The sequence below is a fragment of the Fundidesulfovibrio sp. YSD1 genome (assembly GCF_055397115.1).
On record NZ_AP043666.1, the window covers coordinates 857,636 to 877,576 of the forward strand.

At 64.2% G+C, this 19,941-nt stretch carries 27 protein-coding genes; 1 reads left to right on the top strand and 26 read right to left on the bottom strand.

The genetic code is table 11. The annotated features are described in order from the left end of the window. The 25 genes from rplO to rpsL are packed head-to-tail and all read right to left on the bottom strand — an operon-like array spanning window position 1 to window position 12,981. Complete coding sequence (rplO, locus tag ACZ5V4_RS04050) at window positions 1-459, bottom strand: 50S ribosomal protein L15 (RefSeq protein WP_464316893.1); 459 nt, start codon at window positions 457-459, stop codon at window positions 1-3. A 1-nt stretch (window position 460) separates the two neighbouring features. Continuing rightward, complete coding sequence (gene rpmD / locus ACZ5V4_RS04055; RefSeq protein ID WP_464316894.1) at window positions 461-637, bottom strand: 50S ribosomal protein L30; 177 nt, start codon at window positions 635-637, stop codon at window positions 461-463. Window positions 638-641: 4 nt separating this feature from the next. Continuing rightward, window positions 642-1,133: a 30S ribosomal protein S5 gene (gene rpsE, locus ACZ5V4_RS04060; protein WP_464316895.1), complete on the bottom strand. Its 492-nt coding sequence runs from the start codon at window positions 1,131-1,133 to the stop codon at window positions 642-644. A gap of 11 nt (window positions 1,134-1,144) precedes the next feature. Next, complete coding sequence (gene rplR / locus ACZ5V4_RS04065) at window positions 1,145-1,504, bottom strand: 50S ribosomal protein L18 (protein WP_464316896.1); 360 nt, start codon at window positions 1,502-1,504, stop codon at window positions 1,145-1,147. A gap of 9 nt (window positions 1,505-1,513) precedes the next feature. Further along, window positions 1,514-2,053 (bottom strand): 50S ribosomal protein L6, encoded by a 540-nt coding sequence (gene rplF / locus ACZ5V4_RS04070; RefSeq protein WP_464316897.1) that lies wholly within the window; start codon window positions 2,051-2,053, stop codon window positions 1,514-1,516. Window positions 2,054-2,065: 12 nt separating this feature from the next. Next, a complete protein-coding gene (rpsH, locus tag ACZ5V4_RS04075) occupies window positions 2,066-2,449 on the bottom strand; it encodes a 30S ribosomal protein S8 (RefSeq protein WP_464316898.1) in 384 nt (127 codons plus the stop codon). 9 nt (window positions 2,450-2,458) lie between these two features. Then, the gene (locus ACZ5V4_RS04080; RefSeq protein ID WP_464316899.1) at window positions 2,459-2,644 is read right to left on the bottom strand and encodes a type Z 30S ribosomal protein S14; all 186 of its coding nucleotides are present in this window, start codon (window positions 2,642-2,644) and stop codon (window positions 2,459-2,461) included. A gap of 12 nt (window positions 2,645-2,656) precedes the next feature. Next, entirely contained in the window at window positions 2,657-3,196 is a 540-nt protein-coding gene (gene rplE, locus ACZ5V4_RS04085; RefSeq protein ID WP_464316900.1) for a 50S ribosomal protein L5, read from the bottom strand. An 11-nt stretch (window positions 3,197-3,207) separates the two neighbouring features. Further along, complete coding sequence (gene rplX / locus ACZ5V4_RS04090; RefSeq protein WP_464316901.1) at window positions 3,208-3,531, bottom strand: 50S ribosomal protein L24; 324 nt, start codon at window positions 3,529-3,531, stop codon at window positions 3,208-3,210. A gap of 20 nt (window positions 3,532-3,551) precedes the next feature. Further along, complete coding sequence (gene rplN, locus ACZ5V4_RS04095; RefSeq protein ID WP_464316902.1) at window positions 3,552-3,920, bottom strand: 50S ribosomal protein L14; 369 nt, start codon at window positions 3,918-3,920, stop codon at window positions 3,552-3,554. Further along, window positions 3,917-4,177, bottom strand: coding sequence for a 30S ribosomal protein S17 (gene rpsQ / locus ACZ5V4_RS04100; protein WP_173086783.1), 261 nt, complete (start codon window positions 4,175-4,177; stop codon window positions 3,917-3,919). Before rpsQ ends, rplN begins: the two co-directional genes overlap by 4 nt. Window positions 4,178-4,183: 6 nt before the next feature. Continuing rightward, a complete protein-coding gene (gene rpmC / locus ACZ5V4_RS04105; protein ID WP_464317810.1) occupies window positions 4,184-4,378 on the bottom strand; it encodes a 50S ribosomal protein L29 in 195 nt (64 codons plus the stop codon). Between the two features lie 5 nt (window positions 4,379-4,383). Next, on the bottom strand, window positions 4,384-4,797 hold the full coding sequence (gene rplP, locus ACZ5V4_RS04110) for a 50S ribosomal protein L16 (RefSeq protein ID WP_464316903.1): 414 nt from the start codon (window positions 4,795-4,797) through the stop codon (window positions 4,384-4,386). After that, window positions 4,797-5,438 (bottom strand): 30S ribosomal protein S3, encoded by a 642-nt coding sequence (rpsC, locus tag ACZ5V4_RS04115; protein WP_464316904.1) that lies wholly within the window; start codon window positions 5,436-5,438, stop codon window positions 4,797-4,799. The genes rplP and rpsC overlap by 1 nt, the downstream gene beginning before the upstream one ends. A 5-nt stretch (window positions 5,439-5,443) precedes the next feature. Then, window positions 5,444-5,779, bottom strand: a complete 336-nt coding sequence (rplV, locus tag ACZ5V4_RS04120) for a 50S ribosomal protein L22 (RefSeq protein ID WP_464316905.1) — start codon at window positions 5,777-5,779, stop codon at window positions 5,444-5,446. Between the two features lie 12 nt (window positions 5,780-5,791). Beyond that, window positions 5,792-6,076 (bottom strand): 30S ribosomal protein S19, encoded by a 285-nt coding sequence (gene rpsS, locus ACZ5V4_RS04125; protein ID WP_464316906.1) that lies wholly within the window; start codon window positions 6,074-6,076, stop codon window positions 5,792-5,794. A 10-nt stretch (window positions 6,077-6,086) separates the two neighbouring features. After that, window positions 6,087-6,917 carry a 50S ribosomal protein L2 gene (rplB, locus tag ACZ5V4_RS04130; RefSeq protein ID WP_464316907.1) on the bottom strand — a complete coding sequence of 277 codons (831 nt, stop codon included), beginning with the start codon at window positions 6,915-6,917 and terminating at the stop codon, window positions 6,087-6,089. A gap of 3 nt (window positions 6,918-6,920) precedes the next feature. Next, on the bottom strand, window positions 6,921-7,211 hold the full coding sequence (gene rplW / locus ACZ5V4_RS04135; protein ID WP_464316908.1) for a 50S ribosomal protein L23: 291 nt from the start codon (window positions 7,209-7,211) through the stop codon (window positions 6,921-6,923). A gap of 2 nt (window positions 7,212-7,213) precedes the next feature. Beyond that, window positions 7,214-7,834 (bottom strand): 50S ribosomal protein L4, encoded by a 621-nt coding sequence (gene rplD / locus ACZ5V4_RS04140; protein WP_464316909.1) that lies wholly within the window; start codon window positions 7,832-7,834, stop codon window positions 7,214-7,216. A 3-nt stretch (window positions 7,835-7,837) separates the two neighbouring features. Beyond that, window positions 7,838-8,473 (bottom strand): 50S ribosomal protein L3, encoded by a 636-nt coding sequence (gene rplC / locus ACZ5V4_RS04145; protein WP_464316910.1) that lies wholly within the window; start codon window positions 8,471-8,473, stop codon window positions 7,838-7,840. An 18-nt stretch (window positions 8,474-8,491) separates the two neighbouring features. Then, the gene (gene rpsJ, locus ACZ5V4_RS04150; RefSeq protein WP_464316911.1) at window positions 8,492-8,800 is read right to left on the bottom strand and encodes a 30S ribosomal protein S10; all 309 of its coding nucleotides are present in this window, start codon (window positions 8,798-8,800) and stop codon (window positions 8,492-8,494) included. A 7-nt stretch (window positions 8,801-8,807) separates the two neighbouring features. Further along, window positions 8,808-10,001: an elongation factor Tu gene (tuf, locus tag ACZ5V4_RS04155; protein ID WP_464316912.1), complete on the bottom strand. Its 1,194-nt coding sequence runs from the start codon at window positions 9,999-10,001 to the stop codon at window positions 8,808-8,810. Between the two features lie 23 nt (window positions 10,002-10,024). Beyond that, a complete protein-coding gene (gene fusA / locus ACZ5V4_RS04160; protein WP_464316913.1) occupies window positions 10,025-12,097 on the bottom strand; it encodes an elongation factor G in 2,073 nt (690 codons plus the stop codon). A gap of 17 nt (window positions 12,098-12,114) precedes the next feature. Further along, a complete protein-coding gene (rpsG, locus tag ACZ5V4_RS04165) occupies window positions 12,115-12,585 on the bottom strand; it encodes a 30S ribosomal protein S7 (protein WP_464316914.1) in 471 nt (156 codons plus the stop codon). A 24-nt stretch (window positions 12,586-12,609) separates the two neighbouring features. Continuing rightward, window positions 12,610-12,981 (bottom strand): 30S ribosomal protein S12, encoded by a 372-nt coding sequence (gene rpsL, locus ACZ5V4_RS04170; protein WP_464316915.1) that lies wholly within the window; start codon window positions 12,979-12,981, stop codon window positions 12,610-12,612. 346 nt (window positions 12,982-13,327) lie between these two features. Between rpsL and ACZ5V4_RS04175 the strand changes: the two genes are divergently transcribed. Next, complete coding sequence (locus ACZ5V4_RS04175; RefSeq protein ID WP_464316916.1) at window positions 13,328-15,664, top strand: PAS domain S-box protein; 2,337 nt, start codon at window positions 13,328-13,330, stop codon at window positions 15,662-15,664. 89 nt (window positions 15,665-15,753) lie between these two features. On the opposite strand, the gene rpoC is transcribed toward ACZ5V4_RS04175, so the two are convergent. Continuing rightward, the gene (gene rpoC / locus ACZ5V4_RS04180) at window positions 15,754-19,908 is read right to left on the bottom strand and encodes a DNA-directed RNA polymerase subunit beta' (RefSeq protein ID WP_464316917.1); all 4,155 of its coding nucleotides are present in this window, start codon (window positions 19,906-19,908) and stop codon (window positions 15,754-15,756) included. Between the last annotated feature and the right edge of the window lie 33 nt (window positions 19,909-19,941).

Sequence of the window (19,941 nt, forward strand, 5' to 3'; positions counted from 1 at the left end):
TTAGCCTTCCGTCACGCTTTCCAGAGCCTTGGCGGTGCCGCCGGCCTTGGAGATCTTGTCCAGGGCGGAAGCGCTGAACTTGTGGGCCTCGACAGTGACGGCCCTGGTCAGGTCGCCGTTGCCGAGGACCTTCACGAGCAGGCCGCGATCAACCAGGCCGCGATCATAGATGGCGTCCAGGGTGATCTCCACGGTCTCGGGGAAAGCCTCCATGAGCCTGTCCAGGTTCACGGGGGCGTAGCTGACCTTGAAGGAGTTCTTGAAGCCGCGCTTGGGGAGGCGGCGGGCCAGAGGCATCTGGCCGCCTTCGAACCAGGCCTTGGTGCCGGTTCCGGCGCGCGCGTTCTGACCCTTGTTGCCCTTGCCGGCGGTGCAACCCTGACCCGAGCCGCGGCCGCGGCCGATGCGCTTGCGGTCCTTGCGCTCCTCGGGGAAGGGATAGAGTTCGTGCAGCAGCATGTTATTTCACCTCGATCAGGTGAGAGACCTTGAAAATCATGCCCCTGACGGCGGGAGTGTCGGGCAGGGTCTTCTCCTGCCTGATCTTGCGGAGGCCCAAAGCCTCCAGCGTCGCCCGCTGCTTGGGGTTGCAGCCGATCTTGCTCTTGACGAGCTTGATGGTCACTTCACCGCTCATGGTCTTACTTCCTCGGGGTTTCCAGGGCCTTGCCGCGCAGCTCGGAGACCTGCTCGGCGCTACGCAGGGAAGCCAGACCGGCCACTGCGGCCCTGAGGACGTTGTGAGGGTTGTTGGTGCCGATGGCCTTGGTCAGGATGTCGTGCACCCCGGCGGCCTCCATCACGGCGCGCACGGGGCCGCCGGCGATGATGCCGGTGCCCTTGGAGGCCGGGATGAGCACAACGCGCCCGGCGCCAAAGCGGCCCATCACCTGATAGGGCAGCGTGCCGTCGAGCAGGGGCACCTTGATCATGGACTTCTTGGCCTGGTCGGTGGCCTTACGGATGGCCTCGGGGACCTCGTTGGCCTTGCCCAGGCCGAAGCCCACGGAGCCTTTGCCGTCGCCCACGACGACCAGGGCGCTGAAGCTGAACCGGCGGCCGCCCTTGACGACCTTGGCCACGCGGTTGAGCGAAACGATCTTTTCGATCTGAGTCAGTTCGGTTTGTTCCATGATGTGCCCCATTAGAATTGCAGTCCGCCCTCACGGGCGCCTTCGGCCAAGGCCTTGACGCAGCCGTGATAGAGGTAGCCGTTGCGGTCGAAGACCACGGATTCGATGGCCTTTTCCTTGGCCTTGGCGGCCACGTCGCGGCCGACCTTGGCGGCGGTCTCCATGTTGGGCTTGAGCGCCTCTCCGCCCTTGGCCAGGGCGAGCGAGGAGGAGGCGACGATGGTCTGGCCGTTCTCGTCGTTCACGAGCTGGGCGTAGACGTGCAGGTTGGAACGGTACACCACCAGCCTGGGACGCGACGCGGTTCCGCTGATCTTCTTGCGGATGCGGACCTTGCGGCTGAGCCGCGCGGCTTGCTTGGTCTTTTTCATGGCCAGCCTCTACTTCTTGCCGCCAGATTTGCCGGCTTTGCGGCGAATCTGCTCGTTGTCGTACTTGATGCCCTTGCCCTTGAAGGGTTCGGGCGGGCGCACGCGGCGGATGCACGCGGCGACCTCGCCGACCATCTGCTTGTCGATGCCGGAGAGGGTCAGCTTGTTGCCCTCGACCTTGGCCTCGACTCCGGCCGGCAGAGGGAACTCCACCGGGTGGGAGAAGCCCACCGAGAGCACCACGGCCTTGCCGGCGGCCTGGACCTTGTAGCCCACGCCGATGACCTCGAGCGTCTTGGAGAAGCCCTTGGTCACGCCGTCGATGCAGTTGGCCAGCAGGGTGCGGCGCAGGCCGTGCTGGGCGCGGGCGACGCGGGTGTCGTCCACGCGGCCCACGCGCAGGGTGTTGCCCTCGATCTCGTAAGTGATCTTGGGATGGGTGGGCGTGGAAAGGGCGCCCTTGGGTCCCTTGACGTTCACCACGTCAGCGGAGACCTTGACTTCCACTCCGGACGGGATGGCGATTTCTTGCTTGCCGATGCGGGACATGGCTAAATCCTCTTACCAGACTTCGCAGAGCAACTCGCCGCCGACCTTGGCGTTACGGGCGGTGATGCCGTCCATGACGCCGTGGGAGGTGGAGAGAATGCAGATGCCAAGTCCGTTCTGAACGCGGGGAATGTCATGAGCCCCCACGTAGATTCGGCGGCCGGGCTTGCTCACGCGCTTCAGACCGGCGATGAGGGGCCGGCCCTTTGCGTATTTGAGGGTGAGCAGCAGGTCGCGTCCCTCGACGGCGAATTCCTCAATGTAGCCCTGGTCCTTCAGGATGCCGGCCATGGACTCCTTCATCTTGGAGTGCGGGATGGCGACCTTCTTGTGCAACGCGTGGTACGCGTTGCGGATGCGGGCCAGCATATCGGCGATGGGATCGGTCACGGACATGTCGGCCTCCTACCAGCTCGATTTCCTGACGCCAGGCAATTCACCTGCCAGGGCCATGTTGCGGAAGCAAATACGGCAAATGCCGTACCTGCGCAAAAACGCCCGGGCGCGGCCGCAAATGGGGCAGCGGTTGTAGGCCCGGGCCGAAAACTTGGGCTTGCGCCGGGCTTTCACCATGAGAGCAGTGCGTGCCACGGTCGTATCCTCCTACTTTCTGAAGGGCATGCCGAGCAGATCGAGAAGGACCTTGCCTTCCTTGTCGGTCTGGGCACTCGTCACGATAGTGATGTTCATGCCCTTCACGCGCTCGACCCGGTCGATGTTGATCTCGGGAAAAATGGTGTGCTCCTTGATGCCCAGGGTGAAATTACCCCGGCCGTCAAAGCCCCTGTCCGGCACGCCGCGGAAGTCGCGGACGCGGGGCAGGGCGAAGTTCACCAGCTTGTCATAAAAGTCCCACATGCGGTCCTTGCGAAGCGTCACCCGGCAGCCCACGGGCTGATTCTCACGCAGCTTGAAGGCCGCGATGGACTTCTTGGCGCGGGTGATGACGGCCTTCTGGCCGGCGATGGCGGTGAGTTCGGCCACGGCCTCGTCGATCAATTTGGAGTTCTGCGAGGCTTCGCCAAGTCCGATGTTCAGGGAGATGAACTTGAACTTGGGAATCTGCATGGGCGACTTGTACCCGAACTCCTTCTGAAGGGCCGGAAAGACCTTCTCGGAGTAAACTTGTTCGAGGCGAGTCATGTTGATTCCCTTTAGCTGATGACTTCGTTGCACTTCTTGCAGAAGCGGAGCTTCTTGCCGTCCTCGGTGTACTTGTAGCCGACGCGGGTGGCTTTCGCGCAGGCGTCGCACATCAGGGCGACGTTGGAGATGGCCAGGGGGGCCTCCTTCTCCTCGATGCCCCCGGCCTGTCCGGCGTAGGGGTTGCCCTTGCGGTGACGCTTCACCACGTTGACCTTTTCCACCAGGATGCGGTCAGTCTTGGGAAGGACCTTCAAGACCTTGCCGATCTTGCCCTTGTCCTTTCCCGCGATGACCATCACCTTGTCGTCCTTGCGGATGCGGTACGTTTTCATAGTTTCCTCGGGCTGCCGATCTAGAGGACTTCAGGGGCCAGCGACACGATCTTCATGAAGTTCTTCAATCGAAGTTCGCGGGCCACTGGTCCGAAGATGCGGGTTCCCACTGGCTCGAGCTGGGCGGTGAGCAGCACGGCCGAGTTGTTGTCGAACTTGATGTAGGAGCCATCGGGGCGGCCAACTTCTTTCTTGGTGCGCACGATGACGGCCTTCATCACCTGCCCCTTCTTCACCTTGGAATGGGGCATGGCTTCCTTCACGGAGACGACGATGATATCGCCCACGGAGGCGTAACGGCGGCGCGAACCGCCGAGCACCTTGATGCAGGCGACCTTCTTGGCGCCGGAGTTATCGGCGACGTCGAGGACGGATTCAACCTGGATCATTTCGCCTTCTCCATGATCTTGACCAGATGCCAACGCTTACGGGCGGACAGGGGGCGGTGCTCGATGATCTGCACCTTGTCGCCCATGCCGCACTCGTTCATCGGATCGTGGGCCATGAACTTCTTGCGGCGGCGGATGTACTTCTTCACCAGGGGATGCTTGACCAGGGTCTCGACGCGCACGACAATGGTTTTGTCGCACTTGTCGGAGACCACGATGCCGGTCAGCACCCGGCGGTTGCTCTTGTGCTCTTCCATGGTTTCCTACCTGCCGCTTTTGATTTGGTTCATCGCCGTCTTGATGCGGGCGATGTCCTTCTTCAGCTCACCCAAACGGTGCGTCTTCTCCAGCTGGGCCGTGGCGTGCTGGAAACGCAGCTTGAAAAGCTCTTCCTCGGACTGGGAGAGCTTCTCGGCAAGCTTGGCCTCGTCGAGTTCGCGCAGTTCCTTGGCGGTCAACATGGCTAGACGAGCTCCTTGGTCACGATCTTGGTCTTGATCGGCAGCTTGTGCTGGGCACGCTTGAGGGCCTCGATCATGACCTCCATCTCGACACCCTTGACCTCGTAGAGCACGCGGCCGGGCTTGACCGGAGCGCACCAGCCCACCGGGGAGCCCTTGCCCGAGCCCATGCGGACTTCGGCGGGCTTGGCGGTGACCGGGAAGTCCGGGAAGACGCGGATCCAGACTTTGCCGCCGCGCTTGATGTGGCGCATGATGGCGACACGGGCGGCTTCGATCTGCTGGCTGGTCAGCTTGCCGTGCTCGACGGCCTTGATGCCGACTTCGCCGAAGGAGACCTCGGTGCCGCCGGTGGCGGGACCGTCCAGGCGGCCCTTATGACGCTTGCGGAACTTGGTTCTGTTCGGGGAGAGCATTATTGTTCAACCTCGCTATCGAGAATCTCGCCCTTGAAGATCCAGACCTTGACGCCGATGACGCCGTAGGTGGTCTTGGCCGTGGCCAGGCCGTAGTCGATGTCGGCACGCAGGGTGTGCAGCGGCACGCGGCCGTCGCGGTACCATTCGGAGCGGGCGATCTCGGCTCCGGCCAGGCGGCCGGCGCAGAACACCTTGATGCCTTCGGCGCCGAACTTGCGGGCCAGGCCCACGGTGCGCTTCATGGCGCGACGGAAGGCCACGCGGCGCTCCAGCTGCAGGGCGATGTTTTCGGCCACCAGCTGGGCATCGACTTCGGGACGGCGGATCTCGTTGACCTCGACCGCGAACTCGCGGCCGAAGCGCTTCTTGAGATCGGCGCGGACCTTTTCGATCTCCGTGCCCTTGCGACCGATGACGATGCCGGGGCGGGCGGTGTGGATGATGAGCTTGATCTTGCCGCCGGCGCGTTCAATCTCGATACGGGAGATGCCCGCGTGGAACAGCGAGGACTTCACGAACTTGCGGATCTTGTTGTCCTCGTAGACGAAGGCGGGATAATCCTTCTTCGCGAACCAGCGGGAAGTCCAGTTCTTGTTGTAACCCAGGCGGAAGCCGTACGGGTGGACTTTCTGACCCATGGCCCCTACTCCTTCTCTTCCTCGACCACCACGGTGATGTGGCTGGTGCGCTTGAGGATGCGGTTGGCCCGGCCCATGGAGCGGGGCATGATCCGCTTGTGGGTGGGGCCTTGGTTCACGATGACTTCCTTCACCTTGAGCGTGTCCACGTCGGCGGACAGCTGTTCGGCGTTGGAAAGGGCCGAGTGCAGCACCTTGCCGATGATCTTGGCGGCCTTCTTGGGCGTGAACTTGAGGATGTTCATGGCTTCCTCGACGTTCCTGCCCTTGATGGTGTCGGCCACCAAGCGGGCCTTCTGGGGAGAGACCCGGATGTATTTGGCTATGGCTTTGGCTTCCATGGCTTAACTCCCCTACTTCTTGCCCTTGGCGGCCTTCTTGTCGGCAGCGTGGCCGTGGAAGGTGCGGGTGGGGGCGAATTCGCCCAGCTTGTGTCCGACCATGTTCTCGGAAACGAAGACGGGGATGAATTTGCGGCCGTTGTGGACGGCGAACGTCAGGCCGACCATCTCCGGCAGGATGGTGGAGCGGCGCGACCAGGTCTTGATCACGCGGCGATCCTGGGTCTCGTTGGCCTTGTCCACCTTCGCGGTGAGGTGGCCGTCCACGAAGGGACCTTTTTTGAGCGAACGGGGCATGTCCTGGCTCCTACTTCTCGTTGCGGCGCTTCACGATAAGCCGCGACGAGGCCTTCTTGCGGTTTCTGGTCTTCTGACCCTTGGCCGGCTTGCCCCAAGGGGAAACCGGGTGACGGCCGCCGGAGCTCTTGCCCTCGCCGCCGCCCAGCGGGTGGTCGACAGGGTTCATGGCCACGCCGCGGACCTTGGGGCGCTTGCCCAGCCAGCGGTTACGCCCGGCCTTGCCGATGGAAACCTTCTCGTGGGTCACGTTGCCGACCTGGCCCACCGTGGCGATGCACGCGGCCAGGACGTTGCGGACCTCACCCGAGGGAAGGCGCAGAAGCGCGTACTTGCCTTCCTTCGCGATGAGCTGGGCGTAGGTTCCGGCGGCGCGGCACATCTGGCCGCCGCGGCCCGGGCTCATCTCGATGTTGTGCAGGAGCGTGCCAACAGGGACCTTGCTCATGGGCAGGGCGTTTCCGGGCTTGATGTCCGCGGTCTCGCCGGCGATGAGCGTGTCACCGACATTTATCCCGACCGGCGCGATGATGTAACGCTTCTCGCCGTCGGCATAGTTAAGAAGGGCTATGCGGGCGGAGCGGTTGGGATCGTACTCGATGGAGGCGACCTTGGCCGGGATGTCGAACTTGTCGCGCTTGAAGTCGATCAGGCGGTAACGGGTCTTGTTGCCCGCGCCGCGGCGGCGAGAAGTGATGCGGCCCTGGTTGTTGCGGCCGGACTTCTTGCTCAGGCCCTTGGTGAGCGACTTCTCGGGCGTAGCCTTGGTGATTTCGGCGAAATCGGAAACGGTCTGGAAGCGCCGTCCGGCCGAAGTGGGTTTCAAAGTGCGCACGGCCATGGCTTAGACTCCCTCGAAGAATTCGATCTTGTCGCCTTCGGCCAGGGTCACGTAGGCTTTCTTGTAGCCGGGGACGTGACCGGTGGGGCGGCCATGGCGGGTGCGCTTCAGGGGGCGGCGGCGCACGACGTTCACTTCGGTGACCTTCACCTTGAAAGCTTCCTCGACGGCGGCCTTGATCTCGATCTTGTTGGCCGACGGGGCGACGTAGAAGAGAACCTGGTTGGACTCTTCCTTGGCCTTGGTGGCCTTCTCGGTGACCAGGGGCTTCAAAAGAATGTTTGCGTAGCTCATGGCTATTTCAACCTTTCCTGGACGGCCTGGGCAGCGCCTTGCACCATCACCAGCTGAGGATGCTTCAGCAAATCGTAAACGTTCAGCATATCCTGCCGAACGACTTTGATGCCGGGGAGGTTCCGGGCGGAAAGCTCGACATTGTTATTGGAATCGCCCAGGACAATCAAGGCCTTTTTCAGCCCGAAATTGTTGGCGACACCGGCGAAGAGCTTGGTCTTGATCTCGGGAAGCTCAAGCTTGTCCACCACGATGAGCGACTCTTCCGCCACCTTGGTGGAGAGGGCCATCTTCAGGGCAAGAGTCCTGATCTTCTTGTTGACCTTGAACGCGTAGCTGCGCGGCTGCGGTCCGTGCACCACGGCGCCGCCCTTCCAGATGGGGGAGCGCTTGGCGCCGGAGCGGGCGCGGCCGGTGCCCTTCTGCCGCCAGGGCTTGGCGCCCGAGCCGGACACGAAGGAACGGGTCTTCACCTTGTGGGTGCCGGCGCGCTTGGCGGCCAGCTGGGCCCGGACGACGAGGTGCAGGATCTCGGGGCGGATAGCCACCTCGAACACCTCGGGAGCCAGGTCGATCTGTCCCACTTCCTTGTTCTGCTGATCAAAAACTTTAACGTTGGCCATGGCCTACCCCTGCTTGCGGATCATCACCAGGCCGTTGCGGTGGCCGGGGACCTGGCCTTTGACCAGGATGATGTTGTTCTCGGGCCGCACGTCATAGACCTCAAGATTGATGCTGGTCACGGTGCGAGCGCCCATATGTCCGGCCATCTTCTTGCCCTTCATGACTTTTCCGGGCTCGGTGTTGTGGCCGATGGAGCCACCGGAGCGGTGGGCTTTTTCAGTGCCGTGGGTGGCCTTCAGGCCGGCGAAGCCGTGGCGCTTCATGGGGCCCTGGAATCCTTTGCCGATGGAGGTGCCGGTCACCTTGATCTTGTCGCCGGGAGCGAAGATCTCGACCGTGATCTCCTGGCCGGCCTCGTAGCCGTCCACGGAGTCCAGGCGGATCTCGCGCAGGGTGCGGAAGAAGCCCTTGCCGGTCTTGACCTGATGGCCTTTCTCCGGCTTGTTCATCTCCTTTTCCTCGCGCGTATCGAAGCCCAGTTGCAGGGCGGTGTAACCGTCCTTCTCCTGGGACTTGATCTGCATCACCGGACAGGGGCCGGCGGCGATGACCGTCACCGGAACCACCGAGCCGTCGTCGCTGAACACGCGGGTCATGCCCAGCTTGCGGCCGATGATGCCAAGGGTTTTCTTGGCCATGATTGTCTACCCCTTCCTTTAAAGCTTGATTTCAACGTCAACGCCGGCGGGCAGGGAAAGCTTGCCCAGGGCGTCGACGGTCTGCTGAGTCGGCTCGAGGATGTCGAGCAGGCGCTTGTGGATGCGCATCTCGAACTGTTCGCGCGACTTCTTGTCCACGTGCACGGAACGGTTGACCGTGGTCTTGTGGATGTTGGTGGGCAGCGGTATGGGCCCGGCAATGCCCGCGCCGGTGTTGCGGGCGGTATCAACGATCTCGGCCACGGCTTTGTCCAGAATGCGGTAGTCGTAGGCCTTGAGCTTGATCCGGATGCGGTCGCTGTTCATTGTTGGTTTACTCCATGATCTCGGTCACGACGCCCGCGCCGACGGTGCGGCCGCCTTCGCGGATGGCGAAGCGGAGGCCGGTCTCCATGGCGATGGGGGCGATGAGCTCGACGTTGAAGGTGGCGTTGTCGCCGGGCATGACCATTTCAACGCCCTCGTTCAGCGTGACCACGCCGGTCACGTCGGTGGTGCGGAAATAGAACTGCGGGCGGTAACCCGAGAAGAACGGCGTGTGACGGCCGCCCTCTTCCTTGTTCAGGACGTACACCTCGGCCTTGAACTTCTTGTGCGGGGTGATCGAACCCGGCTTGGCCAGAACCTGGCCGCGCTCCACGTCCTCGCGCTTCACGCCGCGGAGCAGCACGCCCACGTTGTCGCCGGCCTGGCCCTGGTCCAGAAGCTTGCGGAACATCTCGACGCCCGTGCAGGTGGTCTTCGTGGTCGCCTTGATGCCCACGATCTCCACTTCCTCGCCAACCTTCACGGTGCCGCGCTCCACACGCCCGGTCACGACGGTGCCGCGGCCGGAGATCGAGAACACGTCCTCGATGGGCATCAGGAAGGGCTTGTCGACGTCGCGCTGCGGCTCGGGGAAGTAGGAGTCGCAAGCATCCAGCAGCTCGTAGATCGGAGCGGCGTCGGCGCTCTTCGAATCGTCGGACTCAAGGCCCTTCAGGGCGGATCCCTTGATCACCGGGATGTCGTCGCCGGGGTAGCCGTACTTGGTCAGCAGCTCGCGCACTTCCAGCTCGACCAGCTCCAGGAGCTCGGGGTCGTCGACCAGGTCGACCTTGTTCAGGAACACCACCAGGTGCGGCACGCCGACCTGACGCGCGAGCAGGATGTGCTCACGGGTCTGGGGCATGGGGCCGTCCGTGGCCGCGACCACCAGGATCGCGCCGTCCATCTGGGCCGCGCCCGTGATCATGTTCTTGATGTAGTCGGCGTGGCCGGGGCAGTCCACGTGGGCGTAGTGGCGGGTGGCCGTCTGGTATTCCACGTGCGCGGTCGCGATCGTGATGCCGCGCTCCTTCTCTTCGGGAGCCTTGTCGATCTGGTCGAACGCCACGTAATCGCCGTAACCCCGCAGAGACGAAAGCTTCGTGATCGCGGCGGTCAGCGTGGTCTTGCCGTGGTCGATGTGACCGATGGTGCCGATGTTGACGTGCGGCTTGTTGCGCTCGAATTTGGCCTTACCCATAATTGATCTCCTGGGGCGTCCCTCTATTTCTTCTTGATGATTTCTTCGGCCAGGCTGTTGGGAACCTGCTCGTAGTGGTCGAACTGCATGGTGAACGTGGCGCGGCCCTGGGTGCGCGAGCGCAGGTCCGTGGCGTAGCCGAACATGTTCGACAGGGGCACGTGGCACTTGATCACCTGCGAGCCCACGCGGCCTTCCAGGTTGGAGACGCGCCCGCGCCTGCCGTTCAGGTCACCCATGACGTCGCCCAGGTACTCCTCGGGGGTGACGACCTCGACGCTCATGATGGGCTCGAGCAGCACCGGCGAGGCGGCGCGGCAGGCTTCCTTGAAAGCCTGGGAGCCGCAGATGTAGAAGGCCTGCTCGGAGGAGTCGACCTCGTGGTAGGAACCGAACACCAAGCTGATGTTGATGTCCACCACGGGGAAGCCCGCGAGCACGCCCGCCTTCATGGCGTTCTGGATGCCCTTGTCCACGGCGGGGATGTATTCCTTGGGAATCACGCCGCCCACGATGGAGTTGGTGAACTCGTAGCCGCCCTCGGAGCGCGGGGAGACCTCGAGGACCACGTGCGCGTACTGGCCACGGCCGCCGGTCTGCTTGACGTAGCGGTTCTCGTGCTTGACGGCCTTGGTGATGGTCTCGCGGTAGGCGACCTGGGGGGCGCCCACGTTGGCGTTCACGTTGAACTCGCGCATCAGGCGGTCGACGATGATCTCCAGATGCAGTTCGCCCATGCCCGCGATGAGGGTCTGGTTGGTCTCCTCGTCGGTCTTGACGCGGAACGACGGGTCTTCCTTGGCGAGCTTGGCCAGGGCCTGCGACAGGGTGTCGCGGTCGGCCTTGGTCTTGGGCTCGATGGCGACCTCGATGACCGGCTCGGGGATGTTCAGCGATTCGAGCACCACGGGCTGCCTGTCCTCGCACACGGTCTCGCCCGTGGAGGTGAGCTTCAGGCCCACGGCGGCCACGATGTCGCCGGCCAGGGCCTCCTTGATGTCCTCGCGCTTGTTGGCGTGCATCTTGAGCAGGCGGCCGATGCGCTCCTTCTTGCCGGTGGCGGCGTTGAGCACGGTCATGCCGGACTCGATCTTGCCCGAGTAGATGCGCAGGAAGGTCAGGTGGCCGATGAACGGGTCGCTCATCAGCTTGAAGGCCAGCGCGGCCAGGGGCTTGGCCGGGTCGCAGGGGCACTCGATCTGCTCTTCCTCGTTGTCCGGGTTCATGCCCACGATGGCGGGGATGTCCACGGGGGAAGGCAGGAAGTCGATCACCGCGTCGAGAAGGGGCTGCACGCCCTTGTTCTTGAAGGCGGAGCCGCACAGCACGGGCACGATGGACAGGCCGATCACGGCCTTGCGGATGCCGACGCGCAGTTCCTCGGGGGTGAGCTCCTCGCCGTTCAGGTACTTCTCCATGAGGCCTTCGTCTTCTTCGGCGATGGCTTCGAGCATCTCGAGGCGCAGGGTCTCGTAGAGGTCCTGGAGGTCGGCGGGAACGTCGACGATGTTGTATTCCTTGCCCTTGGTGGTGTCGTCGAACACGAAGGCCTTGCCCGTGATCAGGTCGACGACGCCCTTGAACTCGTCCTCGGACCCGATGGGGATCTGCAGGGGGACGGCCTTGGCGCCAAGGCGTTCCTTGACCATGTCCACGCAGCGGAAGAAGTTCGCTCCGATGCGGTCCATCTTGTTCACGAAGCACATGCGCGGAACGCGGTAGCGCTCGGCCTGGCGCCAGACGGTCTCGGTCTGGGGCTCGACGCCGGCGACGGCGTCGAACACGGCCACGGCGCCGTCGAGCACGCGCAGGGAGCGCTCCACCTCGATGGTGAAGTCCACGTGGCCCGGGGTGTCGATGATGTTGATGCGGTGATCGCGCCAGAAGCAGGTGGTGGCGGCGGAGGTGATGGTGATGCCGCGCTCCTGCTCCTGAACCATCCAGTCCATGGTGGCCTGGCCGTCGTGAACTTCGCCGATCTTGTGCGAGACGCCCGTGTAGAAGAGGATGCGCTCGGTCGTGGTGGTCTTGCCCGCGTCAATATGGGCCATGATGCCGATATTGCGCTGGCGCTCGATGGGAACGATCTTGGACACGTCTGGCTTCCTCTATCCTACCACCGGTAGTGGGCGAAGGCCTTGTTGGCGTCGGCCATGCGATGGGTATCTTCGCGCTTCTTCACAGCGCCGCCGCGATTGTTGAAGGCGTCCAGCAGCTCGCCGGAGAGCTTGTTGACCATGCCCTTCTCGCCGCGGTTGCGGGCGTTGTTGATCAGCCAGCGGATGGCCAGGGTGGTCTGGCGCTCGGGGCGCACTTCCATGGGCACCTGGTAGGTGGCGCCGCCCACGCGGCGGGGCTTCACTTCCATGTGCGGCTTCACGTTGGAAATGGCCTTCTCGAAAGCCTTCAGGCCCTCTTCCTGGGTCTTCTCGGAGAGCACTTCGCAGGCCTTGTAGAAGACCGACTCGGCGATGGACTTCTTGCCGTCGAGCATCAGGCGGTTGATGAACTTCTTGACGAGGACGCTGCCGAAAACCGGGTCCGGCAGAATGTGGCGCTTGGGAACGGGACCTTTGCGGGGCATGGGTCGTACCTACCTTTTACAACCTTATTTGGGGCGCTTGGCGCCGTACTTGGAGCGGCTCTGACGGCGGTCGGAAACGCCCGCGGTGTCCAGGGTGCCGCGCACGATGTGGTAGCGCACGCCGGGAAGGTCCTTGACACGGCCGCCGCGGATCATGACCACCGAGTGCTCCTGGAGGTTGTGACCCTCACCGGGGATGTAGCTGGTGACCTCGATGCCGTTGGTCAGGCGCACGCGCGCGACCTTGCGCAAGGCCGAGTTGGGCTTCTTGGGGGTGGTGGTGTACACGCGGGTGCACACACCACGGCGCTGCGGGCAGGCTTGCAGAGCCGGGGTCTTCTTGCGCTTGGTCTGCTTCACCCGCTCTTTGCTGATGAGCTGGTTGATCGTGGGCATGATTCGCTCCGTTCACTTTTTTAATTGGCAAAGGCGCACGGCAGTAGACAAAAAACCCGGTCCTGTCAACCAAGCTCCGGGGAGTATGCGACGGCGCTGGACCGCGCGGAGAGACCTGCCCTCCCGTCCGGTCACGGGCCGCGGAAATACCGTGCGACTCGCTGAAAGCACGTTTAGATAGCAACCCTGCCGAAGCTTGGCAAGTTTTATTTCCAGAAATCGACGTCCCAAGCCGATTCCCAAAGTTTCCGGTCTGTTCCTTCTAACCCGTTGCCATGAATCGCGGATCGGGATACTGCGGGGCATGCGCGCCCCCTCCCGCTCCCCTCAGGCGGACGCGGCGGACGTGGCAGTTCGAACGTCGGCCATTCGCGCCTCATACTGCCCCGGGCCCGCGGCGGCCAGGATCATCCGCATCCTGGGCATCGCCGCCGCGTGCGTCGTCATGGGGGTCACCGGGCTTAGCATCTGGGACGGGTACGTCTCCTGCCTGCGCGAGGCCCGGTCCTTCCGGCTTTTCCTGGCCCAGAAGATCGATCTTCAACTGGCCGCCAGTCTTCGCAACGTGGACGCCATCCTCCTGGACGTGCGCGCGCGCATCCGTTCAGGCGAGCTCTCCGCTCATGACCTCGCCGCGCTGCTCACCGACCGGGTGGGCTTCCTACCCGAATCCGTGAGCGCCACCGTCACCGACGCCTCCGGGATCATCACCGCGGGTACCGCCCCCGAGGCCATCGGCCTGGACGTCTCCGAACGGTCCTACTTCAAGGCTCACGCGGACAGCGGCGTGGACTCCTTTTTCCTTTCCGCGCCCTTCCTGACCCTCACCGACAAGTTCGTCATGGTCGCGTCCCGGCCCGTATGGGACGACAAGGGGGAATTCGCGGGAGTGGTTGGCATCGCGCTCACGCCCGCCTTCTTCCAGGCCATGCTCGAAGCGGCGCTGCCCCCGCGCCACGGGGGGATCACCCTGCTCGGCCGCGACCTGCTCGTGCGCATGCGCGTGCCGGACCCGCCCCCCTACCTGGGCAGAAACCTCAAGGGAGCTGAGTTCACCGAGAGGTTCATCGCCTCCGGCCAGAAATCCCAGGACTACAGGGTGGTAAACAGCATCGACGGGGTCGAGCGCCTGGTCGTGTTCCACGGCCTGGAGTTTCCCCCGGACCTGGTCGTCGCGGTGTCCGAGAGCGCGAGCGCGGTCCTCGACCCTTGGCGCACGCGAAGCCTCATCCACGTGCTCGCGGCCCTGGCCGGAGCCGGGAGCATCCTCTTGCTGACGCGCTACTGCATCCGGGCCGTGACCGCCGCGGCCCTCTCCGACGAGGCCCTGCGCCGAAGCGAGGTGCTCTTCTCCACCCTGCTCCGCAACCTTCCCGTGGAGGCCTGGGCGCGCGACACCGCTGGCCGGGTCATCTTCCAGAGCGAGAACTGCGTGCAGCGTTGGGGGGATCTGCGCGGCAAGCCGTTCCAGGCCGAGAGCGTCCCGCCCGAGACGCTCGCCCTCTGGCAGGGGCGCAACGAAAGGGCCTTCAGGGGGGAGACGTTCTCAGTGCTGGAGGAGGAAATCCTTCCCGACGGCACGAGGCGGCCCACCCGGACCTTCCTCGGCCCCATCCGCGACGAGCGCGGCGCCATCGGCATCCTGGGCATCAACGTCGACATGACGGAGCAGCTCAAGCTCGAGGCCGAGCACCTCGAGAGCAAACAGAAGTACGAAACCTTCGTGGAGGGGACAGACGACCTCATCGTCAGCGTGGACACGCACGGCAGGCTGCTCTTCGCCAACGGCAGGGCCGAGAGGTTCTTCGGCATGGCCCGGGGCGGGCTGGACGGGGCCTCGCTCTTCGACCTCGTCCACCCCGGCGACCGCGAGGACACGCGCGCGGCGTTCGATTCCTGGACGAGCGCCGGCGCGCCCAAGGCCGCCTTCGAGAACAGGATGACGGACAACGAGGGCTCCGCGCGCCACATGCGGTGGACCGTCAACTCCTTTCTCGGCCCGGACGGGGAACTCGCCGGGTTCAACGGGATCGTCCACGACGTGACCGCCATCAAACAGGCCGAGGAGGCCGTGCGCCGCTCGCTCAGGGAAAAGGAGGTCATGCTCAAGGAGATCCACCACCGGGTGAAGAACAACCTCCAGATCATCCTGAGCCTGCTTAGCCTCCAGGGCGGCGACGAGGCTGGCGAGGGCCCCATCGCGCGCATTTTCGGGCGCATCCGGGCCATGGCCCTGGTCCACGAGCAACTCTACCAGTCGAGCGACCTCTCGGCCGTGGACCTCGCCCGCTACATCCCGGACCTGACCCGGCGCATAGCCAGCGCTTACGCTGGGCTCGGCGTTCGCGTCGCCCAGGACATCGAGGCTCACGACGTTTTCCTGCGCATCGACCAGGCCGTGCCCTTCGGGCTTTTGCTCAACGAGCTTTTGACAAACGCCTTCAAGCACGCCTTCAACGGCTCCTCCGGCTCCGAGCTCAAGGTGGGCCTGCGCCGCAACGGCACTTTCGTTGAGCTCGTCGTGGCCGACAGCGGCCAGGGCCTGCCCGAGGGATTCTCGCTTGCGGAGCAGGACTCGCTCGGGGCACAACTGCTCCTGGCGCTGGCCGCGCAGCTCGGCGGGACCATCGAGGCGTTCACGCAGAACGGGGCCGTGTTCAGGCTCCTCTTCAGGCCGGGTTGAGCGAGGCGCGGCCCCGGATACGGCCGGCCTACGAAAAAAAGGGCGGCCCCTCGCGGGGCCGCCCTTCTCTTTCGCTTTCGCGCCTAGGCCTACTGCTCCATGTAGGAGGAGTTCTCCTCGAGCTCCTCCAGGAACCTGTCGGGGCGCTCGGGCTGGTCGGGCACCTCGATGTCGGCCTCCATGTAGCGGCGGTAGCCGGTGCCCGCCGGGATGAGCCGGCCCACGATGACGTTCTCCTTGAGGCCGCGCAGGTGGTCTTCCTTGCCCATGAGGGAGGCTTCGGTGAGCACCTTGGTGGTCTCCTGGAAGGAGGCGGCCGAGATGAAGGAGTCCGTGGTCAGGCTGGCCTGGGTGATGCCCAGGACCAGGGGTTCGGCCACGGCGGGCTTCAGGCCCTCGCGGATGACGCGGGCGTTTTCTTCCATGAACTTGGACTTGTCCACCTGCTCCCCGATGAGGAAGTTGGTGTCGCCCGAGTCGGTGATCGAGACCTTCTTGAGCATCTGGCGCACGATGATCTCGATGTGCTTGTCGTTGATGTTCACGCCCTGGAACCGGTACACGTCCTGGATTTCTTCCACCAGGTAGCGGGCCAGGTGCTTTTCGCCCTTGATTTTGAGGATGTCGTGCAGCTCGGGGTTGCCCTCGGTCAGGGCTTCGCCCGCCTCCACGAAGTCGCCCTCCTGGGCGGTGATGTGCTTGCCGCGCGGCACCAGGTATTCCTTGGGGTCGCCGGTCTCGGGGGTGACGATGACCTTGCGCTTGCCCTTGGTCTCGGGGCCGAAGGACACGATGCCGTCGATCTCGGAGACCACGGCCAGGTCCTTGGGCTTGCGCACCTCGAAGAGCTCGGCCACGCGGGGAAGACCGCCCACGATGTCCTTGGTCTTGGAGGATTCGCGGGGCTTGCGCGCGAGCACGTCGCCCGCGCGGACCGGCTCGCCGTCGCGGATCATCAGGATCGCGCCCACGGGCAGCTGGAACACCGCGGCGCTGTTGGTGCCGGGGCGGATCTTGGCCTGCCCGTCGTCGCCCACCACGGTGATGGTCGGGCGGTACGGCGTGGTGCGGTACTCGATGATGGTCTGGGTGGCGCGCTTGGTGGTGTCGTCCACCTTCTCCTGGTAGGTCTTGCCCTCGATGATGTCGGTGAACTTGACCGTACCCTCGACGTCGGTGACGAAGGGCTCGTTGAAGGGGTCCCACTCGGCCAGGATCTGGTCCTTCTTGACATCCTGCCCGTCGGACACGGCCAGGCGCGCGCCGGAGGGCAGCGAGTACTTCTCGCGCTCGCGGCCCTGCTCGTCCACGATGGACACCTGGCCGGACTTGCCGAGCACGATCTGCACGCCTTCCTGGTTCTTCACCAGCTTGATGCGGTGCAGGACCACGCGGCCGCTGTGCTGCGCCGGGATCGAGGACTTCTCGATCTCGCGCGCCGCGGTGCCGCCGATGTGGAACGTGCGCATGGTCAGCTGGGTGCCGGGTTCGCCGATGGACTGGGCGGCGATGATGCCCACGGTCTCGCCGGTGTTCACCAGGTGGCCCCTGGCCAGGTCGCGGCCGTAGCACATGGCGCACACGCCGTGGCCGGACTGGCAGGTCAGGGTGGATCGGATGGTCAGGCTGGGCAGGCCCAGTTCCTCGAGCTTGATGGCCCAGGTCTCGTCGATGATGGTGTTGGACGGTATGAGCACCTCGAAGGTCTCGGGGTCGAACACGTCGAACATGTTCGTGCGGCCGAGGGCGCGTTCGGAGAGGCGCTGCTTGATCTCGCCGGACTTCTCGTAGTGCCTGATCTCCAGGCCGTCCACGGTGCCGCAGTCGTACTCCGTGATGATCACGTCCTGGACCACGTCGACCAGGCGGCGGGTCAGGTAGCCGGAGTTCGCGGTCTTGAGCGCGGTGTCGGCCAGGCCCTTACGAGCGCCGTGGGTGGAGTTGAAGTACTGCGCCACCGAGAGGCCCTCGCGGAAGTTCGAGGTGATGGGCGTCTCGATGATCTCGCCGGAAGGCTTGGCCATCAGGCCGCGCATGCCCGCAAGCTGGCGCATCTGGTCGGGGTTACCGCGCGATCCGGAGTGGGTCATCATGAAGATGGCGTTGAAGGAGGTGTTGCGCTCCTGCTTGCCGCTCTTGGGGTCGATCATCAGGTCGGTGGAGATCTCGCGCATCATCTCCGAGGCCACGTCGTTGGTGGCCTTGGTCCACACGTCCACGACCTTGTTGTACTTCTCCGTGCGGGTGATGATGCCCTCGGCGTACTGCTGCTCGATCTCCTCCACCTCGCGGTTGGACTTGCCCAGGATGTCCGCCTTCTTGGAGGGGATGATCAGGTCCTTCACGCCGATGGAGACGCCCGCGCGCGTGGCGTACTCGAAGCCCAGGTCCTTCAGGTGGTCGCAGAGGAGCACCGTGGCCTTGGTTCCGGCCAGGCGGTAGACCTCGCTGACCAGGCGGCCGATGGACTTCTTGTTCAGCACGCAGTTGACCAGTTCGAAGGGCACGTCCTCGGGCAGAAGCTCGCCCACCATGATGCGCCCGGCGCTGGTGTCCACCAGCTGGCCGTCCATGCGCACCTTGACCCTGGCGTGCAGGTGCACCGCGCCCGCGTGGTGCGCGGTGATGCACTCCATGGGGTTGGCGAACACCTTGCCTTCGCCGGGCTGGAAGGAGCGCTCCACGGTCAGGTAGTAGAGCCCCAGCACGATGTCCTGGGAGGGCACGATGATGGGGTTGCCGTTGGCCGGGGAGAGGATGTTGTTGGTGCTCATCATGAGCACGCGGCACTCGATCTGGGCCTCCACGGACAGGGGCACGTGCACGGCCATCTGGTCGCCGTCGAAGTCCGCGTTGTAGGCGGCGCAGACCAGCGGGTGCAGCTGGATGGCCTTGCCTTCCACCAGGGTGGGCTCGAAGGACTGGATGCCCAGGCGGTGCAGCGTGGGGGCGCGGTTGAGCATGATCGGGTACTCACGGACCACGTCCTCGAGGATGTCCCAGACCACCAGTTCCTCGCGCTCCACCATCTTCTTGGCCGTCTTGATGGTGGTGGCCAGGCCCTTCTCTTCGAGCTTGGCGTAGATGAAGGGCTTGAAGAGCTCCAGGGCCATCTTCTTGGGCAGGCCGCACTGGTGCAGCTTGAGCTTGGGACCCACCACGATGACCGAACGGCCGGAGTAGTCCACGCGCTTGCCCAGGAGGTTCTGGCGGAAACGGCCCTGCTTGCCCTTGATCATGTCGGAGAGGGACTTCAGCGGGCGGCCGTTGGTGCCGGTGATGGCACGGCCGCGCCGTCCGTTGTCGAACAGGGCGTCAACGGCCTCCTGAAGCATGCGCTTCTCGTTGCGGATGATGATGTCCGGCGCTCCGAGCTCGAGCAGGCGCTTGAGGCGGTTGTTGCGGTTGATCACCCGGCGGTAGAGGTCGTTCAGGTCCGACGTGGCGAAGCGGCCGCCGTCCAGGGGGACCAGGGGACGCAACTCGGGCGGGATGACCGGGATGACTTCCATGATCATCCACTCGGACCTGTTGCCGCTCTCCAGGAAGGCCTCGACGATCTTCAGGCGCTTGATGATCTTCTTCTTCTTGGTCTGGGAGCGCGTGGTCAGCGATTCCTCGCGCAGCTCGGTGCGCAGCTTGACCAGGTCGAGCTCCTCCAGGAAGGAGCGCACGGCCTCGGCGCCCATGCCCACGGTCACGGCGTCCTCGCCGTAATGGTCGATGATCTGCAGGTACTGGTCTTCCGAGATAACCTGGAACTTGGCCAGGTTGGTCTCCTTGGGGTCGATGACCACGTAGGAGTCGAAGTAGAGCACCTTCTCCAGATCGACCATGGTCATGTCCAGCAGGGTGCCGATCTTGGAGGGCAGGGTCTTCAAAAACCAGATGTGGGCCACCGGGGCGGCCAGCTCTATATGGCCCATGCGCTCGCGGCGGACCTTGGAGGCGATGACCTCCACGCCGCACTTCTCGCACACGATGCCGCGGTGCTTCATGCGCTTGTACTTGCCGCAGTTGCACTCGTAGTCCTTCACGGGGCCGAAGATCTTGGCGCAAAAAAGGCCGTCGCGCTCCGGCTTGAAGGTCCGGTAGTTGATGGTCTCGGGCTTTTTCACCTCGCCGAAGCTCCACTCGCGGATCTTCTCGGGCGAGGCGATCGATATCTTGATGGCCTTGAGCGTGCGGCTGGAAAGCTGCGTCGCCGCTGTGCCCCTCAAGCTGAACAGGTCGTCCAAGGACATGGTTACCCTCGTGTGATGTTGTGGGTCGTCCCG

Bases quoted from the DNA above. Each gene is read 5' to 3' on its own strand.
- rpsG (WP_464316914.1), bottom strand. From the start codon at position 12,585: ATGCCCCGCAAAGGTCCCGTTCCCAAGCGCCACATTCTGCCGGACCCG.
- rpsL (WP_464316915.1), bottom strand. From the start codon at position 12,981: ATGCCCACGATCAACCAGCTCATCAGCAAAGAGCGGGTGAAGCAGACC.
- rplV (WP_464316905.1), bottom strand. From the start codon at position 5,779: ATGGAAGCCAAAGCCATAGCCAAATACATCCGGGTCTCTCCCCAGAAG.
- tuf (WP_464316912.1), bottom strand. From the start codon at position 10,001: ATGGGTAAGGCCAAATTCGAGCGCAACAAGCCGCACGTCAACATCGGC.
- rplE (WP_464316900.1), bottom strand. From the start codon at position 3,196: ATGACTCGCCTCGAACAAGTTTACTCCGAGAAGGTCTTTCCGGCCCTT.
- rplF (WP_464316897.1), bottom strand. From the start codon at position 2,053: ATGTCCCGCATCGGCAAGCAAGAAATCGCCATCCCGTCCGGAGTGGAA.
- rpsJ (WP_464316911.1), bottom strand. From the start codon at position 8,800: ATGAACAGCGACCGCATCCGGATCAAGCTCAAGGCCTACGACTACCGC.
- rplW (WP_464316908.1), bottom strand. From the start codon at position 7,211: ATGAGCTACGCAAACATTCTTTTGAAGCCCCTGGTCACCGAGAAGGCC.
- rplR (WP_464316896.1), bottom strand. From the start codon at position 1,504: ATGAAAAAGACCAAGCAAGCCGCGCGGCTCAGCCGCAAGGTCCGCATC.
- rplB (WP_464316907.1), bottom strand. From the start codon at position 6,917: ATGGCCGTGCGCACTTTGAAACCCACTTCGGCCGGACGGCGCTTCCAG.
- rpsS (WP_464316906.1), bottom strand. From the start codon at position 6,076: ATGCCCCGTTCGCTCAAAAAAGGTCCCTTCGTGGACGGCCACCTCACC.
- rpsH (WP_464316898.1), bottom strand. From the start codon at position 2,449: ATGTCCGTGACCGATCCCATCGCCGATATGCTGGCCCGCATCCGCAAC.
- rpsQ (WP_173086783.1), bottom strand. From the start codon at position 4,177: ATGGAAGAGCACAAGAGCAACCGCCGGGTGCTGACCGGCATCGTGGTC.
- rplX (WP_464316901.1), bottom strand. From the start codon at position 3,531: ATGAAAACGTACCGCATCCGCAAGGACGACAAGGTGATGGTCATCGCG.
- rpoC (WP_464316917.1), bottom strand. From the start codon at position 19,908: ATGTCCTTGGACGACCTGTTCAGCTTGAGGGGCACAGCGGCGACGCAG.
- rplN (WP_464316902.1), bottom strand. From the start codon at position 3,920: ATGATCCAGGTTGAATCCGTCCTCGACGTCGCCGATAACTCCGGCGCC.
- rpmD (WP_464316894.1), bottom strand. From the start codon at position 637: ATGAGCGGTGAAGTGACCATCAAGCTCGTCAAGAGCAAGATCGGCTGC.
- rplC (WP_464316910.1), bottom strand. From the start codon at position 8,473: ATGGCCAAGAAAACCCTTGGCATCATCGGCCGCAAGCTGGGCATGACC.
- rplD (WP_464316909.1), bottom strand. From the start codon at position 7,834: ATGGCCAACGTTAAAGTTTTTGATCAGCAGAACAAGGAAGTGGGACAG.
- rplO (WP_464316893.1), bottom strand. From the start codon at position 459: ATGCTGCTGCACGAACTCTATCCCTTCCCCGAGGAGCGCAAGGACCGC.
- rpsE (WP_464316895.1), bottom strand. From the start codon at position 1,133: ATGGAACAAACCGAACTGACTCAGATCGAAAAGATCGTTTCGCTCAAC.
- rplP (WP_464316903.1), bottom strand. From the start codon at position 4,797: ATGCTCTCCCCGAACAGAACCAAGTTCCGCAAGCGTCATAAGGGCCGC.
- rpsC (WP_464316904.1), bottom strand. From the start codon at position 5,438: ATGGGTCAGAAAGTCCACCCGTACGGCTTCCGCCTGGGTTACAACAAG.